Consider the following 15,637-nt stretch of genomic DNA (forward strand, 5'->3'; position numbering starts at 1 on the left):
TCCGCCCAGGCATGCAGCGCTTGCCGCGATGTCACTCGCCTTTGCCGGCATCCCTTCCTAGACTGCCCGCAGGCCGGTCCACGGCCCTGCGCCGACGGCGAATGTCCAGCCACCCGTGGACCCATACCCCAAATCCAGGAGACATCACTTGACCACGCCAACCCAGCCCGACAGGCGCCCCTTGCTGCGCAGCATGTTCGACGCAGCCGTCGCCGCGGCCCAGCCTGCCCTCTGCCTCCCACCGCATCTGCCGCCGCGACCGAAGGGCCGCACCATCGTGATCGGCGCGGGCAAGGCTTCGGCGGCCATGGCGCGCGCACTGGAAGACCACTGGGACGGCCCGCTCGAAGGCCTGGTCGTCACCCGCTATGGCTATGCCGTGCCTTGCGAACGCATCGAGATCGTCGAAGCCGCGCATCCCGTCCCCGACGCGGCGGGCTTGCAGGCCACCGAGCGCATCCATCGCCTCGTGACCGGCCTCAGTGCCGACGACCTGGTGATCGCGCTGATCTCGGGCGGTGGCTCCTCGCTGCTGGTCGCGCCCGGCCCGGGGCTCACGCTCGCGGACAAGCAGGCGGTCAACAGCGCCTTGCTCGAATGCGGCGCGAGCATCTCCGAGATGAACTGCGTGCGCCGCCATTTGTCCTCCGCCAAGGGCGGACGGCTGGCCGCAGCCTGTCATCCGGCGCGGGTGCTGACGCTGCTGATCTCCGATGTGCCCGGCGACTCGCCGATGGACATCGCCTCCGGCCCCACCGTCCCCGACACCACCACGAGCGCCGACGCGCTGGCGATCATCGAGCGCTACCGCATCGAGGTGCCGCCTGCGGTGCTTGCCCTCCTCCAGAGCCCTGAATCCGAAAGCGTCAAGCCCGGCGACCCGCGCCTTGCGGGCTGCACGACGCGGATCATCACCGCGCCGCAGATTGCGCTGGAAGCCGCCGCCGAAGTGGCGCGGGCCGCGGGCTTCGCCACCTACATCCTGGGCGATAGCCTGGAAGGCGAGGCGCGCGACCTGGGCAAGGCAGTCGCCGGCATCGCACGCCAGGTTGCCCTGCGCGGCCAGCCCTTCCAGACGCCCTGCGTGCTGCTGTCCGGCGGCGAGACGACGGTCACTATCAGAGGCAACGGCCGCGGCGGGCGCAACGTCGAGTTCCTGCTGGCGCTGGGCGTCGCCCTCGACGGACTGCCCGGCGTGCATGCCATCGCCGGCGATACCGACGGTGTCGACGGCATCGAGGAGATAGCAGGAGCCTGCCTCTCGCCCGACACCCTGGCACGCGCCTGGGCCCGCGGCATCCACCCACGCAAGAGCCTGGACAACAACGACGGCCACGGCTTCTTCCAGGCGCTGGGCGACTCGGTCGTCACCGGCCCCACCCTCACCAACGTCAACGACTTCCGCGCCATCGTCATCGACGGCGCATCCACCACTGGAAACCCATGACCACGCAACGTCCCTGCAACGCCAAGATCGTCGCCACCCTTGGCCCGGCCAGCGCCGACCGTTCCACCATCGAGGCGCTGGTGCGCGCCGGCGCCGATGTGTTCCGGCTCAACTTCAGCCACGGCACGCATGCCGACCACAAGCAGCGGCTGGACCTGATCCGCTCGATCGAGGCCGACATCGGCCGGCCCATCGGCGTGCTGCTCGACCTGCAGGGGCCGAAGCTGCGTGTCGGCACCTTCGCCAACGGTCCGGTCAAGCTGGTGGAAGGCGCGGCTTTCCGCCTGGATCTCGACACCGACAAGCAAGGCGACGCCACCCGCGCCCCGATGCCGCATCCCGAGATCTTCGCGGCGCTGAAGCCCGGCGCGGAACTGCTGCTCGATGACGGCCGGCTGCGGCTCAAGGTCCAGAAATCGGGCAAGGACTTTGCCGATACCACGGTGGTCAACGGCGGCATGCTGTCCGACCGCAAGGGTGTCAACGTTCCGGGCGTGGTGCTGCCGCTGTCGGCACTCACGAAGAAGGACCGGGCCGACCTGGACTTCGGCCTCACGCTGGGCATCGACTGGATCGCGCTGTCTTTCGTGCAGCGCCCGGAGGACATCGTCGAGGTCAAGGAGATCGTGCAGGGACGCGCGGGCATCGTCGCCAAGCTGGAGAAGCCGGCCGCCATCGAGGCGCTGGACGCGATCCTGGCCGAGACCGATGCGGTCATGGTGGCGCGCGGCGACCTCGGCGTGGAAATGCCGGCCGAGCAGGTGCCCGCGATCCAGAAGCGCATCGTGCGCGAGTGCCGTCGCCTGGGCAAGCCGGTGATCGTCGCCACGCAGATGCTGGAGTCGATGGTGAGCGCGCCAGTGCCGACGCGCGCCGAGGCCTCGGACGTGGCCACGGCGATCTATGACGGCGCGGATGCGGTGATGCTGTCGGCGGAGTCGGCGTCGGGCAAGTTTCCGGTCGAGGCGGTCGCGATGATGAACCGCATCATCGAGCAGACCGAGGCCGACCCGCAGTACCGCGAAGCGATCGATGCATCGCACACGCGTCCATCTGCCAACACTGCGGATGCGGTCAGCTGGGCGGCGCGGTCGGTGGCGGGGCTGCTCGACGTGGCGGCAATGGTCGCCTACACCAGCTCGGGCTCGTCGGCGCTGCGCATGGCGCGCGAACGGCCGCGGGCGCCGATCATCGGCATGACGCCGCGCCGCGCAACGGCACGGCGGCTGGCTCTGGTCTGGGGCGTGAACCCGGTGCTCTGCCACGACGTGATGAACGTGACCGAGATGACCGAGGTGGCTGTCGCCACCGCATCGAAGCAGGGCTTTGCGCAGCCGGGCCAGACCATCGTGATCGCGGCCGGCATGCCCTTCGGCGCGCCGGGCACGACCAACCTGCTGCGGATCGCGCAGGTCGAATAGCCGCGCGCAAGGCGGCTACGGGCTAACAGCCGTAGTCGTCGTAGCGCCGGCTGCCACGCAGCGCCGTCATGGCAAGCGCGGTCAGCAACGAGCTCGCTATGGCGGTGATCCACAGCGCCTTCACCGGTTCGTCGGCCACGAAGCGCGCGCACGACTCGTTGGCGTTGGCCACGCGCTCCTTCCAGTCGACCATCTTCCGGCCGGTCGAATTGACCGCGGCGCGGGCATAGGCCCGGCCGGTGCGCGCGGCATCGGTGGCAACCGTTTTCGCTTCGTCGGCGACCTCCGCCGCATCGTCCAGGGCCTTGTTGCCCGCGGCCTTGGCATCCTGCGCCACCGACCGGATCGAATGGGCAGCGTGACTCGCCACGCTGGCGGTGTTGGTCGCAAAGGCCTGCGCCGCGTCGGCTGCGTCGCGGCCGGTCTGCCTTGCATCGTCGGCCAGTTGGCCCGGGGTCTTGGTGTCGTCGTATTCCATGGCTTGAGTCCCGTTTTCTGGAGGGCTGCCCAGCGCAACCCGAAACTGCAATTCCGCCGCCTGCGCGCGGCCACGGATGTGGGGCTGCGACAAAGACGGGCGTAGGCGAATGCCGGTTGGTTCAATCTGCAGCAATTGCTCCGCCCCGGCACAGCGCGAAGCTTAGCGCTGTCACAGCGACGCGCCCGCCGAAAACGGCAAATCCATTGCCTGACAGGTACTTGCATGCGCTGGCACGCGGCGGTCGCATGCTGGCCCGCGCATTGCGAAGTTGTTCATGCGTTCCTTCCTCAACTTCAACGGAGATGAATTCATGGACATGGCTGAAATGCGCAACCTGGGCATTGCGAACCCCTTCAAGAAGCAGTACGGCAACTACATCGGCGGCCAGTGGGTGGCGCCGATCGACGGGCAGTACTTCGACAACCTGACGCCGGTCACGGGCCAGGCCTTCACGAGCATCCCGCGCTCCAACGCGAAGGACATCGAGGCCGCGCTCGACGCCGCGCACAAGGCCAAGGCCGCATGGGGCCGCACCTCGCCCACCGAGCGGGCCAACATCCTGCTCAAGATTGCTGACCGCATGGAGCAGAACCTGCAGACGCTGGCCGTGGCCGAGACGCTGGACAACGGCAAGCCGCTGCGCGAGACCATGGCTGCCGACATCCCGCTGGCCACCGACCACTTCCGCTACTTCGCCTCGTGCATCCGCGCGCAGGAAGGCGGCATCAGCGAAATCGACCACGAGACCTATGCGTACCACTTCCATGAGCCGCTGGGCGTCGTGGGCCAGATCATTCCGTGGAACTTCCCGATCCTCATGGCGGTGTGGAAGCTGGCGCCGGCCCTGGCTGCGGGCAACTGCGTGGTACTGAAGCCGGCGGAACAAACGCCCGCCTCGATCCTGGTCCTGATGGAGATCATCGGCGACCTGCTGCCCCCCGGCGTGCTGAACGTCGTCAACGGCTTCGGCCTGGAATGCGGCAAGCCGCTGGCATCGAGCCCGCGCATTGCCAAGATCGCCTTCACGGGCGAGACGACGACGGGCCGGCTGATCATGCAATACGCCAGCCAGAACATCATCCCGGTGACGCTGGAACTCGGCGGCAAGTCGCCCAACATCTTCTTCGAGGACGTGCTCTCGGCCGACGATGCCTTCTTCGACAAGGCGCTGGAAGGCTTCACGATGTTCGCGCTGAACCAGGGCGAGGTCTGCACCTGCCCGAGCCGCGCGCTGATCCAGGAATCGATCTACGACCGCTTCATGGAACGTGCGATCAAGCGCGTCGAAGCCATCACGCAAGGCCATCCGCTCGACAGCGGCACCATGCTCGGCGCGCAGGCCTCGCAGGAGCAGATGGAGAAGATCCTTTCCTACATCGACCTGGGCAAGCAGGAAGGCGCGCAATGCCTGACCGGCGGCGAGCGCAACGTGAAGACTGGCGAGTTGGCATCGGGCTACTACATCAAGCCGACTGTGTTCAAGGGCCACAACAAGATGCGCATCTTCCAGGAGGAAATCTTCGGCCCGGTGCTGTCGGTCACGACCTTCAAGACGGAAGAGGAAGCACTGGAGATCGCCAACGACACGCTGTACGGCCTCGGCGCCGGCGTGTGGAGCCGCGATGGCGCACGCGCCTTCCGCATGGGCCGCGGCATCCAGGCCGGCCGCGTATGGACCAACTGCTACCACCAGTACCCGGCGCATGCGGCCTTCGGCGGCTACAAGGCGTCCGGCATCGGCCGCGAGAACCACAAGATGATGCTCGACCACTACCAGCAGACCAAGAACCTGCTGGTGAGCTACAGCCCGAACAAGCTGGGTTTCTTCTGATCGAGCCCCTGATCGAGCCCACCATGGCGTCCGATGCGCAACTGACGGAGGCGGCCGCGGCCGCGGTCAGCCGCGTGTCCGTGACGCCGGCCGCTCAGGCGCTCATCGAGCGTCTGCGCGCGGAGCATGGCCCGTTGATGTTCCACCAGTCGGGCGGCTGCTGCGACGGCAGCGCGCCGATGTGCTTCGCGCTGGGCGAATTCATCACGGGCGATGCCGACATCTGCCTCGGCGAGATCGCGCAGACGCCCTTCTACATGAGCCGCTCGCAGTTCGAGTACTGGGAGCACACCCACCTCATCATCGACGCTGTGCCGGGCAACGGCGGGATGTTCTCGCTGGAGCGCCCGACCGGCCTGCGATTTCTGACGCGCTCCCGCTTGTATGAGGACGCGGAGTGGCAGGTGCTGGAGGCGCGGGGGCGGCCGTAGCGCACTGTCCGCACTGTCACTTCGGTCCTTCTGTCTGCCCGACGGAAGGGCCGGCATGAACCCTCTCAGTCCGAGGACAGCGACGCGAGGAATTTCTCGATCGCCGGATTGACCACGTCGGGATGCGTCAGGTTGGCGGCATGACCGGCGCCGGGCACGGTGACGACCTCCGCATTCGGCAACGCCTTCGCCATGGCCATTGCTCGCGACAGTTCGATCGCCTGGTCGGCCTCTCCATGGACGACCAGCGTGGGCACCTTGATCTCCGCCATGCGTTCGCTGATGTCGTCGCGCGTGGCCAGCGTGGTGAAGCATTGCAGCAGGTTCACCGGCAATAGCTGCTTCCACTTGGCACGCCATGGCGCTGCGCCCGACCATCCGTCGCGGAGGATGATGTGCTCGATCACGCCGGCGTTGACGTCGGTGAGCCCGTTGCGCTGCCAGTCTTCCAGCAGCGCCTGGTGATGTGGCATCTGTGCCGGGTCTTCCTGCATGGCCTGCGTGTCGATCAACACCAGCGCGCTCACGAGCGCCGGATGGGTCAGCGCACAACGCAGCGACAGGTAGCCGCCCTGCGACATGCCCGCGAGCACGGCGCGGCGGATGCCCAGGTGGGCGAGCAAGGCGGCGAGGTCGTTGGCCGAATCGTAGTAAGTGAAAGGCGCGCACGCGTCGGTGGCAGTGCGGCCGTGGCCCCGCTCGTCCCACACGATGCAGCGGTAGCGCGACTTCAACGCAGCCACCTGCGGCTCGAACATGGTGCCGTCCATCAGCAAGCCGTGGGAGAAGACGATGGCGGGGCCGTCACCGCCGCTGTCTTCAAAGTAAAGGTTCTGTCCGTTGACCTGTGCGAAAGGCATGTGTTCTCCTGGATTGAAGCCCACATTGGGCACATTCGGCGACAGGCTGTCCATCCGGAGTCACGTGGCTTGCGTGCTCCAGGCGACACACGATATGCAACGCCGCGACCTTCGCGTCACGCCGCCTGCCACGCCACGTTCGCCCCTTCGAAAATCTTGCGCAGTTGACCGCTCGTTCCCAACTCGTTCATCGCCGCCTGCAAGGCCTGGGCGAGATCGGTCGCGTCCTTCCTGACCGCCAGTCCCACCGCCCAGCCCTCGCGCGGCGCGCGTGGAACGGGAATGGACGCGATGGCAAAGCGCGCATCGCCGCGCAACACCGACTCCATCTCCGACGCCATGCCCGCCGCGGCTGCGAACTCGCCGCGCTGCAGGGCAAGCGCCGCCTCGACGCCATCCTTCCATTGCGTGTCGAGCTGGTTGCGGTAGGCGCCGCTGTCGGCGCCGATCATGAGCCAGCCGGCCAGCGACTGCCCCGGCACCGCGACCCGGGCGTCGCCCAGCGCGGAGAGCGTGTCGAGCCGGGGCAATCGATCGAGCCGGCGCGCCACCACGATGCGTTCCCGGTAGTACGGCGCGAGGATGTTGACCTGCGGCGTCGCTTCCATGAGCGGCCGGTCGACCGGCACGTGCAGCAGCACGTCGGCCGGGCCGTAGCCGAGGTAATGGCCCTTCCACACCATGTTGCGCAGGTCGTCGTTCATGTTCTCGTCGGCGTTGAAGGGCAGCAGCGACGCCTTCACCCCCAGCGACTGCCCGAGCGCCTGCGCGATCTGCACGTCGATGCCCTGCCCTGCCACGTGGAACGGCGGCATGTCCTTGTAGATCGCCACGGTGAGCGTGCCGCGCTCGCGGATCTTCTCCAGCGACGCTGCGTGCGCGACGGCCGAGACGCCCGAGACGGCGCCAAGGCCGGCCGCACCGAGCCAGCGCAGGCAGTCGCGGCGCGACGGTCCTTCGTTTCGATTCATGTCATGTCTCCTTCTGCGAAGGGTGTCACATCGGCTTGTCGCGACGCGTCTCCAGGTAGGCCTTGATCGACCAGATCGCCTCCTGGCTCATCACTCCCTCGAAGGGCGGCATGTAGACCGCGCCGTTGCGCGTGCGGCCGTGGCGCACGGTGGTGAGGAAGTAGTCGTCCATCTCCTTGATGCAGGCGGCCTTCTTCGCGGCGTCCTTCAGGGCGGCGCAGTCGTTGTCGATCTTGCGCAGGTCGGGCGCGATGCCGCCCGAGATCGCCTCGATGCCGTGGCAGCGCGCGCAGTTCTGGTTGTAGGCGGAGGTGCCGATCTTGATGGCCGGCGCGCTCCCGCGATACGGGTTCTCCGGCTTCCAGTCCTTGCCCAGCTCGGGCAGGCCGGTCGTGTCCACGGCCTGCGGGGTCACGTCGCCATGCGACCAGGCCAGCGTGGCGCCGGCCATGCAGCCCACCGCCGCGAGCACGACGCCCGCCTTGCGAAGCGCCCTGCTCCATCGGCCGTTCGCACGCGTCATGGGGTCCAGCGCCCGCCCTGCCTTCGAATCGAATCTCGTCATCCCGGTCTCCGTTCATGTGGAAGTGAAAACACGGACGGATGCGCAAACGCCATGCCACGCCAAGGGTGTTGCAGGCGGGAACATAAATTGCGTTGATTGCCCTGGGTGTGGCATCCTGTGTGACGGTCAGCCGGCAGGTCGCAGGGAGGGCGGACCCCCTGTGTGCCAGAACGGAACACATGGCCGGCCACACGATGTATTGCGAACCAGACCACCTGCTCGCCTAGAAGCAGAGGAGACGAATCAATGGTTGAAACCCCCCGCGCGCTGCCCCCGACGCGCAAGACCTGGTCGACGCCGGCCGCGCTGCCCATCCCCCAGCAGCCGGCCCGCACCGAGCTCATCGAGCAGTGGCATCAGCGCTGCGCCGCACTGGGCCTCACGCGCATCGAACGGCCGGACTTCGAGCCGCTCATGCGCAGCGACCTCGCCGTGGCGCGGGAACGCAACCAGCGCCTGTTCACGCATGCTGCGCCGGTGATGGAGATGCTGTTCGAGCAGATCGTCGACACCGAAAGCATGATCGTGCTGGCCGATGTGACGGGCACCATCCTCCACTCCGTCGGCGACGACAAGTTCCTGCAGCGCGCCGACAAGGTCGCCCTGATGCCGGGCGTGAACTGGGCCGAGCACTCCAAGGGCACCAACGCCATCGGCACGACGCTGTTCGAAGAGGCGCCCACCGTGGTCCACGGCGGCGAGCACTTCATCCACGCCAACAACTTCCTCACCTGCTCGGCGTCGCCCATCTTCGACCCGCGCGGCAACATGCTCGGCGTGCTCGACGTCACCGGCGACCAGCGCTCCTACCACCAGCACACCATGGGACTGGTGCGCATGTCGGCCCGCATGATCGAGAACCAGTGGCTGTCGGACGACTACGGCAACCGGCTGCGGCTGCACTTCCACAGCCGCGCGGAGTTCATCGGCACGCTGCTCGAAGGCATCATCGTGGTCGGCGGCGACGGCAAGATCCTCGGCGCCAACCGCAGCGCGCTGGACCAGCTCGACATGAGCAGCGCGGCGCTGCGCATGCACAGCCTCACCAGCCTGTTCGGCACCACGGCCCCGGCGGTGTTCGACCACTTCCGTTCGCCCTTGCCGACGCCGATGACGCTGTGCCTGTCCAGCGGGCGCCCGTTCCACGTCAATGCCCGGTTCAACGGGCCGCAGCGTTCCATGGTCATGGAGCCCCAGATCACGAGTCCGGTCATCGACGTGCAGGCCCATCGCCGCGATGCCGGGGCCGAGGCCGGCAAGCGCTACGGCACGCTGGCCGGGGACACGGCGCATTCCGCCGACGGCACGCTGTTCTCCGGCCTGCACTACCTGAACACCGGCGACCCGCAGATCGCGACGCTGGTGCAGAAGGTGCAACGCGTGATGAACCGCGACATCCCGCTGCTGATCCTCGGCGAGACCGGTACGGGCAAGGAACTGCTGGCCCGCGCCGTGCACCAGGATTCGAACCGTGCCAAGCAGCCTTTCGTGGCAGTCAACTGCGCATCCATCCCGGAGTCGCTGATCGAGGCCGAACTGTTCGGCTACGAGGACGGCGCCTTCACCGGCGCGCGCCGCAAGGGCGCGGTCGGGCGCATCGTGCAGGCCAACGGCGGCACCCTGTTCCTCGACGAGATCGGCGACATGCCACTGCCCCTGCAGGCCCGCCTGCTGCGCGTGCTGCAGGAGCGCAACGTGACGCCGCTGGGCAGCCTCAAGTCCATTCCGGTGGACATCGCGGTCATCGGCGCGACGCACCGCAAGCTGCGCGACATGATCGATGCCGGCACCTTCCGCGAAGACCTGTATTACCGCCTGAACGGCCTCGTGGTGCGCTTGCCCGCGCTGCGCGACCGCTGCGACCTCGACGTGGTGGCGCGGCGCATCCTGCTGGCCGAGTGCCCGCATGCCACGCCGGGCATCAGCCCGCAGGTGATGGCGCTGTTCAAGGCCTATGCGTGGCCCGGCAATGTGCGCCAGTTGGCCAACGTGCTGCGCACGGCCTCCGTCATGGCTGCCGGCGAAGGGCAGATCGCCGAGCATCACCTGTCGGATGATTTCCTGGAGGATGTGCAGAGCGCGCGGCCTGCGCGCCTTCTGGCCGCCGCTGCGGCCGTGCCCGTGGCGCCGACTGGCGCCGGCGCGGGGCAGGCGCCTCATCTGCCGCATCTGCCGCAGGTGCCCGCAGCCGCGGATGCCAACGGCCTCCCGGCCGGCGCAGGCATGGCGCCAGTGCAAGCCGTGGCGGAGGCCGCCGTCGCGCGCACCCTGGGCGAGGCGGAAGTCGAGCTCATCCGCAAGACGCTCGCGGATGCCAACGGCAACATCTCGGAAGCATCCAAGCGGCTGGGCATCAGCCGCAACACCATCTATCGCAAGCTTCGCTGGGGCAAGTAAGGCGCAGTGCACGCTGTACCGCCATTGCACGGCGGTGTGCCAGCCTGGAGCACTGCCCTGTCCCGCGGGCGCCCGTGGGCGTGCCGGCATCAGGGCAATCACTGATCTTTCTGCAGGGGCTGCGCCGGGTTGCACGGGCATGCGATTTGCGCAAGTGACGCGCCCCCCCGGCAATTCCGCCCGGGGCTACAACGTGCCGCCGAGACGCCGCAGCAAAGACCATGATCACGCCCGATGCGCGCCCCTGCATGTCGCCCCGGCTCCACATGCAGTTCGAGCCCACGCAGGACAGCTGGGTGCTGCTCTTTGCCGAAGGCCCGGTGCAACTCAACGCCCCGGCCGCGGAGATCCTGCAGCGCTGCGACGGCAGGCGCACGGTGGACGAGATCGTCGCCGAGTTGGAGATCGTGTTCGCGCAGGCGCCCCTGCATGACGACGTGGTGGTCTTCCTGAGCCAGGCGCTGCAACGCGGCTGGCTGCAGTAGGCATGGCGAGCCTGCGCTGGCCGTGGACGGCCTGGCTGCTCGCGCTGGTGCTCGGCTTGCTGCTTGGCGCCGCGGGCCCTGCGCAGGCCGGCGTGATGACGCGCGACGACATGCGCAAGGCATTTCCGGCACCGCTCTCCGTGGGCGAGAAAGACACGCAACTGCCGGTGTGGCCCATCTTCAGGCAGGACGTGACCAGGCCGATCCTGGCCGGCTACGTCTTCGAATCGATCGACTTCGCGCCCATACCCGGCTTCTCCGGCACGCCGCTCAACCTGCTGGTGGCGCTCGATCCCAAGGGCGCCTTCCTCGACGTGCGCGTGCTCTCGCACCATGAGCCGGTGTTCCTCGAGGGCCTGGGCGAGGCGCCGCTGTTCCGCTTTGCCGACCAGTACAAGGGGCTGTCGCTGCAGCAGAACATCAAGGTCGGCTCGAATGCCAACCGTGGCGAGGAGCGCGGCAGCGCCAACGTGTACATCGACGGCGTGGCCAAGGCGACCGCCTCGGTGCGCATCCTGAACCAGAGCCTTCTGTCGTCCGCCCTGCGGGTGGCGCGCGCCAGGCTCGGCTTCGCTGGCGGACAGGACCCGGACCAGGTCGCGCGCGTGCGGCGCGACACCTATGCGCCGATGGACTGGAACGCGCTGCGCAAGGCCGGCCTGGTCCAGCACCTGGCGATCACCCATGGCATGGTGGAGAAGGCCTTCGAGGACAGCGGCGTGGAGATGCCCGTGGCGGGGCGGGAGAACGAGATCTTCTCGACGCTGTACGTCGCGTACCTCAACGCGCCGTCCGTGGGCCGCAACCTGCTCTCCGAGCCGGGCTGGCAGCACCTGCTCGGGCGCATCGACGACGGCGACCATGCCCTGCTCGTGATCGCCTCCGGCCCGTACTCCTTCGTCGGCGACAAGTTCGTGCGTGGCGCGGTGCCCGACCGGCTCACGCTCAAGCAGGGCGACCTGCCGCTGGAGTTGCGCGACCTCGACCTGGACGATCCGCTGAAACTGCCGGCCGACCTGCGCGGCGCGGATGCCAAGGTGTTCCGCGTGATCGGGCCGGCCGGCCTCGACCCGGCGCACACCTTGAACTTCGCGCTGCGCGTGACGCGCGACAAGGGCATGGTCTACCCCGAGCGCATCAGCCGCAGCTTTGCCGTGCCCTACACGCTGCCCGCCGACCAGGTGACCTTGCCGGAAGCGGACAACAAGGGATGGCAGGGCATCTGGCGCGCGCGGGCCTGGGAACTGGCCGTGCTCGCCGCCGCGCTGGTCTTGCTGGGCGTGGTGCTGGCCCGGCCGAAATGGATCGTCGCGACGCCGACGCGGCTCGCGCGCTTTCGGACGGGCTACCTCGTGTTCACGCTGGTCTTCATCGGCTGGTTCGCGCAGGGGCAACTTTCGATCGTCAACATCACCGCGCTGGTCCAGGCGCTGGTGGCCCGGCGCGAACTGGCCTTCTTTCTCTACGACCCGATGACGGTCGCGCTGTGGGCCTTCGTCGCGCTGACGCTGGTGGTGTGGGGGCGCGGTACCTTCTGCGGCTGGCTCTGCCCCTTCGGCGCGATGCAGGAGCTGGTGGCGCAGGTGGCGCGCTTCGCGGGCATCCGCCGAATCAAGCTGCACCGCGACCTGGATGCGAAGCTGAAGTGGGTCAAGTACGCGGTGCTCTCGGCGATCGTCGGGCTGGCCGTGGTCTCGCCGACATGGACCGACGGTGCGGTGGAGGTCGAGCCCTTCAAGACCGCGATCACCCTGGGCTTCGTGCGCTCGTGGCCCTTCGTCGCATGGGTCGCCGGGCTGCTGTTGCTCAATGTCTTTCTCTACAAGGGCTTCTGCCGCTACCTGTGCCCGCTGGGCGCCGGGCTCGGCCTGCTCGGCCGCGTGCGCCTGCTGCGCTGGATTCCGCGCCGCAAGGAATGCGGCACGCCCTGCCAGACCTGCCGGCACCGCTGCGAGTACCAGGCCATCCGGCCGAGCGGCGCCATCGTCTACGAGGAATGCTTCCAGTGCCTGGACTGCGTGGCCATCCACGACAGTCCCCAGCGCTGCGCACCGCTCATCGCCAGGGGGCGCGCCCGTGTCATCGCGATCCGTCCGCTGCCTACGCTGGCCGGGAGCGAGGCGTGAAGCGGCGGCAGTGGCTTCGCGCGACCCTGGGGCTGGGTGCGCTCGCGGGGCTCTCCGGCCTTGCGCCGGCGGTGAAGTCGCTGCGCTGGGAGCAACGGGCGATGCTCGGCTTCGGCACCACGCTCTCCTTGCGCGCCGCGCACGAGGATGCAAGCGTGCTCGACCGTGCGCTCGATGCCGGCACGCAGGCGCTGCGTCGCATCGAAAGCCAGATGAGCCTGTTCCAGCCCGACAGTGCGCTGTCGCGGCTCAATCGCGACGGCACGCTGCATGCGCCACCCGATGAACTGGTCGACATCCTCGACATCGCGCATGCCGTCTCGCGCGACAGCGACGGCGCCTTCGACGTCACGGTGCAACCGCTGTGGCTCGCCTTCGAGGCTGCGCGGCGCGCAGGACGCTTGCCGACAGCGCGCGAGGTGAACGAGGCCCGCGCCAAGGTCGACTGGCGGGGGCTCGACGTCACCCCCCGTCGTATCCGCTTCGATACGCCGGGCATGGCCGCCACGCTCAACGGCATCGCGCAGGGCTACGCGGCCGACCATGTGCGCGCGGTGCTCGCGTCGCGCGGCATCCGCCATGCGCTGGTCGATGCCGGCGAGTTCGCACCGCTCGGCGTCAACGGCGATGCCAAGCCGTGGACGCTTGGCATCGCCGACCCGCACGAGGAGTCCGCACTGATCGCACGGCTCATGACGGATGGCCGCTGCATCGCCACCTCCGCCGACAACCTGAGCAGCTTCAGCGCCGACCATCGCCACCACCACATCTTCGATCCGCACACCGGCTATTCGCCATCGGCGCTGTCGTCCGTGACCGTTGTTGCGGACACGGGCGCGATGGCCGATGCGTTGACCAAGGCGTTCTTCGTCGCCGGACCTGCGCAGGCGCGTGTGCTGGCGCATCGGTGGCAGGTCGATGCGCTGTGGGTCGACAAGGCCGGCCGATGGGAGGCCACGCCCGGCCTCCGACTCGAACGGAACGCGTAGGTCCGCCGAAGCTACGCCAACCCGCCGGCAGTTCACAGTGACAAAGCGCACATCCTTTCGTTGCGATTGCACACTGTTTTCGCATTTCGATTCCTCATAGATTCGTGACCTCGGGCACACAGCCCCCCATGCCACCTGGAGCAATGTCATGACATCCACCTCACGCACGCGGTTCCGGCCGGCCACCACCCAGCGACCGGCCGCGGACGACCTCGTCTAGCGCCGCAAGCCTCAGCCCCCAGCTTGGTTGATCCAGGGCATCTCGAAGCGAGACGCCCGGGGATCCGTTCGTCCAGCGTTTCCCGAACACGAAGGAGTTGCGTGCCATGAACACAAACGGATGGGACACCATCTCGGTCCTGAACATCGAGCAGGTCAACACCCAGCTGAAGACCCGCCTGGGCGCCCTTGTCATGACCTTCGACACCTCGTGGGTCGATGGCTTCTCGGGCTCCTATACGGCCACCGGCAGCTTCGGCCCGTGGTCGATCACGGGCGGATCCGGCTCCGACATTTATCTGACGCTGCCGATCACATCCGGCAGTCTGCAAGCGCAGGGCTCCAGCGCCGCGCCGACCGACATCAGCGGCATGTCGGTCACCGTGATCGTCAACCTCGAATGGGTGCCCGCCGTCGTCACGCCGCAGGGCAAGAGCCTGCAGTTCGCGCTGTCATCGGTGACGGCTTCCGGGGCGACGCGGCAGCCGGGCGGCATCTACGTCAAGTCGGTGACCGATCCGAAAAACACCGGCTTCGGCGCAGAGGTTGGCAGCGGCATTGCCAACGTGCTGCTCGACAGCAAGGACAAGATCACCTTCATCTTCGCGCAGACCGGCGTCGTTGATCTGTCGACAGCCACCTGGCTCGCGCCCAGGCAGTCGACCTACAGCTTCCAACAGCCCGGCGGCGGCAACGACCAGTACCTGGCGATCCTCAGCGTCGTGGACGACCGCGACATTTCCACGCTCAGTTCCAACATCGATGCCGGGATCGCCTCGACGCAGTACCCGCTCTCCTTCGTCATCTCCGGCGACCTCTTCCTGCAGTACGTGATCCTGCCGTCGCTGACCAAGGCGTTCACCGACGCGAATGCCAGCACCTTCGCGTACGCCAACGGGCAGATCACGGCGGTCCATCCGTTCAACCTCAGCGGTGTGAAGTCGGGGGCGATCACGTACATCCCGAAAGTCAGCTCGATGGTGGTGACAGTCGACGCCAACGCGCTGAAGAACGTCACCTCGGGCAGCGTCTACCTCGACATGCCCAATGCCTACCTGGACTTCTCCGCCACGACCTCCAACGTGCTGAGCTACGACCCGACGCACGCGAGCTTCGCGTTCCAGAAGGACCCGCACCCGACGACCAGCACCAAGGACCGCGTGCCCTGGTACGACTACCTCCTCACCTTGGGCGCCCTCGGGGCCGCCATCACCGCCATCGTGCTGGCCGCAGTCGAGTCGGGCCTGGCCGGCAGCCTGAGCGGTTCGGCCCTGGCCGGCAGCCTGTCCGCTGCGCCTGCCACCTCGGTGACCTGGCAGGGGCTGGGCCAGATCACCATCGCCGCCGGCTCGCTCAACGACTGCTTCCTGCTGCAGGCGAACGTCGCCTGAACCACATCGCCGGTGCGCTCGCG

Annotated in this window: 13 protein-coding genes; 9 read left to right on the forward strand and 4 right to left on the reverse strand. The window is 67.9% G+C overall.

Annotated features, from left to right (window positions below; translation table 11 throughout):
- Positions 1-193 precede the first annotated feature (193 nt).
- Together HCU76_RS32980 and pyk are read left to right on the forward strand one after the other, a co-directional pair.
- Positions 194-1,447 (forward strand): glycerate kinase, encoded by a 1,254-nt coding sequence (locus tag HCU76_RS32980; protein ID WP_218511640.1) that lies wholly within the window; start codon positions 194-196, stop codon positions 1,445-1,447.
- Positions 1,444-2,868, forward strand: a complete 1,425-nt coding sequence (gene pyk, locus HCU76_RS32985) for a pyruvate kinase (RefSeq protein WP_213955956.1) — start codon at positions 1,444-1,446, stop codon at positions 2,866-2,868. Before HCU76_RS32980 ends, pyk begins: the two co-directional genes overlap by 4 nt.
- Before the next feature lie 22 nt (positions 2,869-2,890).
- Here the strand turns inward: pyk and HCU76_RS32990 are convergent, their stop codons facing one another.
- A complete protein-coding gene (locus HCU76_RS32990; protein ID WP_218511625.1) occupies positions 2,891-3,346 on the reverse strand; it encodes a hypothetical protein in 456 nt (151 codons plus the stop codon).
- Between the two features lie 313 nt (positions 3,347-3,659).
- Between HCU76_RS32990 and adh the strand changes: the two genes are divergently transcribed.
- Together adh and HCU76_RS33000 are read left to right on the forward strand one after the other, a co-directional pair.
- A complete protein-coding gene (gene adh / locus HCU76_RS32995) occupies positions 3,660-5,180 on the forward strand; it encodes an aldehyde dehydrogenase (protein ID WP_218511641.1) in 1,521 nt (506 codons plus the stop codon).
- A gap of 23 nt (positions 5,181-5,203) precedes the next feature.
- A complete protein-coding gene (locus tag HCU76_RS33000) occupies positions 5,204-5,611 on the forward strand; it encodes a DUF779 domain-containing protein (RefSeq protein ID WP_218511626.1) in 408 nt (135 codons plus the stop codon).
- A gap of 65 nt (positions 5,612-5,676) precedes the next feature.
- Here HCU76_RS33000 and HCU76_RS33005 read toward each other — a convergent pair whose 3' ends face one another.
- The 3 genes from HCU76_RS33005 to pedF form a co-directional block, all read right to left on the reverse strand.
- Positions 5,677-6,471: an alpha/beta fold hydrolase gene (locus HCU76_RS33005; protein WP_218511627.1), complete on the reverse strand. Its 795-nt coding sequence runs from the start codon at positions 6,469-6,471 to the stop codon at positions 5,677-5,679.
- A gap of 116 nt (positions 6,472-6,587) precedes the next feature.
- Positions 6,588-7,442 carry an ABC transporter substrate-binding protein gene (locus HCU76_RS33010; RefSeq protein ID WP_218511628.1) on the reverse strand — a complete coding sequence of 285 codons (855 nt, stop codon included), beginning with the start codon at positions 7,440-7,442 and terminating at the stop codon, positions 6,588-6,590.
- Positions 7,443-7,467: 25 nt separating this feature from the next.
- On the reverse strand, positions 7,468-7,965 hold the full coding sequence (gene pedF, locus HCU76_RS33015; RefSeq protein WP_218511642.1) for a cytochrome c-550 PedF: 498 nt from the start codon (positions 7,963-7,965) through the stop codon (positions 7,468-7,470).
- A 288-nt stretch (positions 7,966-8,253) separates the two neighbouring features.
- On the opposite strand from pedF, the gene HCU76_RS33020 reads away from it, so the two are divergent.
- From HCU76_RS33020 to HCU76_RS33040, 5 genes are all read left to right on the forward strand, one after another.
- Positions 8,254-10,404, forward strand: a complete 2,151-nt coding sequence (locus tag HCU76_RS33020) for a sigma-54-dependent Fis family transcriptional regulator (protein ID WP_218511629.1) — start codon at positions 8,254-8,256, stop codon at positions 10,402-10,404.
- 221 nt (positions 10,405-10,625) lie between these two features.
- Positions 10,626-10,889, forward strand: a complete 264-nt coding sequence (gene pqqD / locus HCU76_RS33025) for a pyrroloquinoline quinone biosynthesis peptide chaperone PqqD (RefSeq protein WP_213955962.1) — start codon at positions 10,626-10,628, stop codon at positions 10,887-10,889.
- 2 nt (positions 10,890-10,891) lie between these two features.
- Positions 10,892-13,015, forward strand: a complete 2,124-nt coding sequence (locus HCU76_RS33030; protein WP_218511630.1) for a 4Fe-4S binding protein — start codon at positions 10,892-10,894, stop codon at positions 13,013-13,015.
- Positions 13,012-14,004 (forward strand): FAD:protein FMN transferase, encoded by a 993-nt coding sequence (locus HCU76_RS33035; protein WP_218511631.1) that lies wholly within the window; start codon positions 13,012-13,014, stop codon positions 14,002-14,004. The genes HCU76_RS33030 and HCU76_RS33035 overlap by 4 nt, the downstream gene beginning before the upstream one ends.
- Before the next feature lie 326 nt (positions 14,005-14,330).
- Positions 14,331-15,614: a TULIP family P47-like protein gene (locus HCU76_RS33040; RefSeq protein ID WP_218511632.1), complete on the forward strand. Its 1,284-nt coding sequence runs from the start codon at positions 14,331-14,333 to the stop codon at positions 15,612-15,614.
- Positions 15,615-15,637 lie beyond the last annotated feature (23 nt).

The organism is Variovorax sp. dw_308 (assembly GCF_019207085.1).
GTDB lineage: Bacteria > Pseudomonadota > Gammaproteobacteria > Burkholderiales > Burkholderiaceae_C > Variovorax.

Coding starts and splice junctions, on each gene's coding strand:
- HCU76_RS33010 (WP_218511628.1), bottom strand. CDS start 7,442: ATGAATCGAAACGAAGGACCGTCGCGCCGCGACTGCCTGCGCTGGCTC.
- HCU76_RS33040 (WP_218511632.1), top strand. CDS start 14,331: ATGAACACAAACGGATGGGACACCATCTCGGTCCTGAACATCGAGCAG.
- pedF (WP_218511642.1), bottom strand. CDS start 7,965: ATGACGCGTGCGAACGGCCGATGGAGCAGGGCGCTTCGCAAGGCGGGC.
- HCU76_RS32990 (WP_218511625.1), bottom strand. CDS start 3,346: ATGGAATACGACGACACCAAGACCCCGGGCCAACTGGCCGACGATGCA.
- pyk (WP_213955956.1), top strand. CDS start 1,444: ATGACCACGCAACGTCCCTGCAACGCCAAGATCGTCGCCACCCTTGGC.
- HCU76_RS33000 (WP_218511626.1), top strand. CDS start 5,204: ATGGCGTCCGATGCGCAACTGACGGAGGCGGCCGCGGCCGCGGTCAGC.
- pqqD (WP_213955962.1), top strand. CDS start 10,626: ATGATCACGCCCGATGCGCGCCCCTGCATGTCGCCCCGGCTCCACATG.
- HCU76_RS33005 (WP_218511627.1), bottom strand. CDS start 6,471: ATGCCTTTCGCACAGGTCAACGGACAGAACCTTTACTTTGAAGACAGC.
- HCU76_RS33020 (WP_218511629.1), top strand. CDS start 8,254: ATGGTTGAAACCCCCCGCGCGCTGCCCCCGACGCGCAAGACCTGGTCG.
- adh (WP_218511641.1), top strand. CDS start 3,660: ATGGACATGGCTGAAATGCGCAACCTGGGCATTGCGAACCCCTTCAAG.
- HCU76_RS33030 (WP_218511630.1), top strand. CDS start 10,892: ATGGCGAGCCTGCGCTGGCCGTGGACGGCCTGGCTGCTCGCGCTGGTG.
- HCU76_RS32980 (WP_218511640.1), top strand. CDS start 194: ATGTTCGACGCAGCCGTCGCCGCGGCCCAGCCTGCCCTCTGCCTCCCA.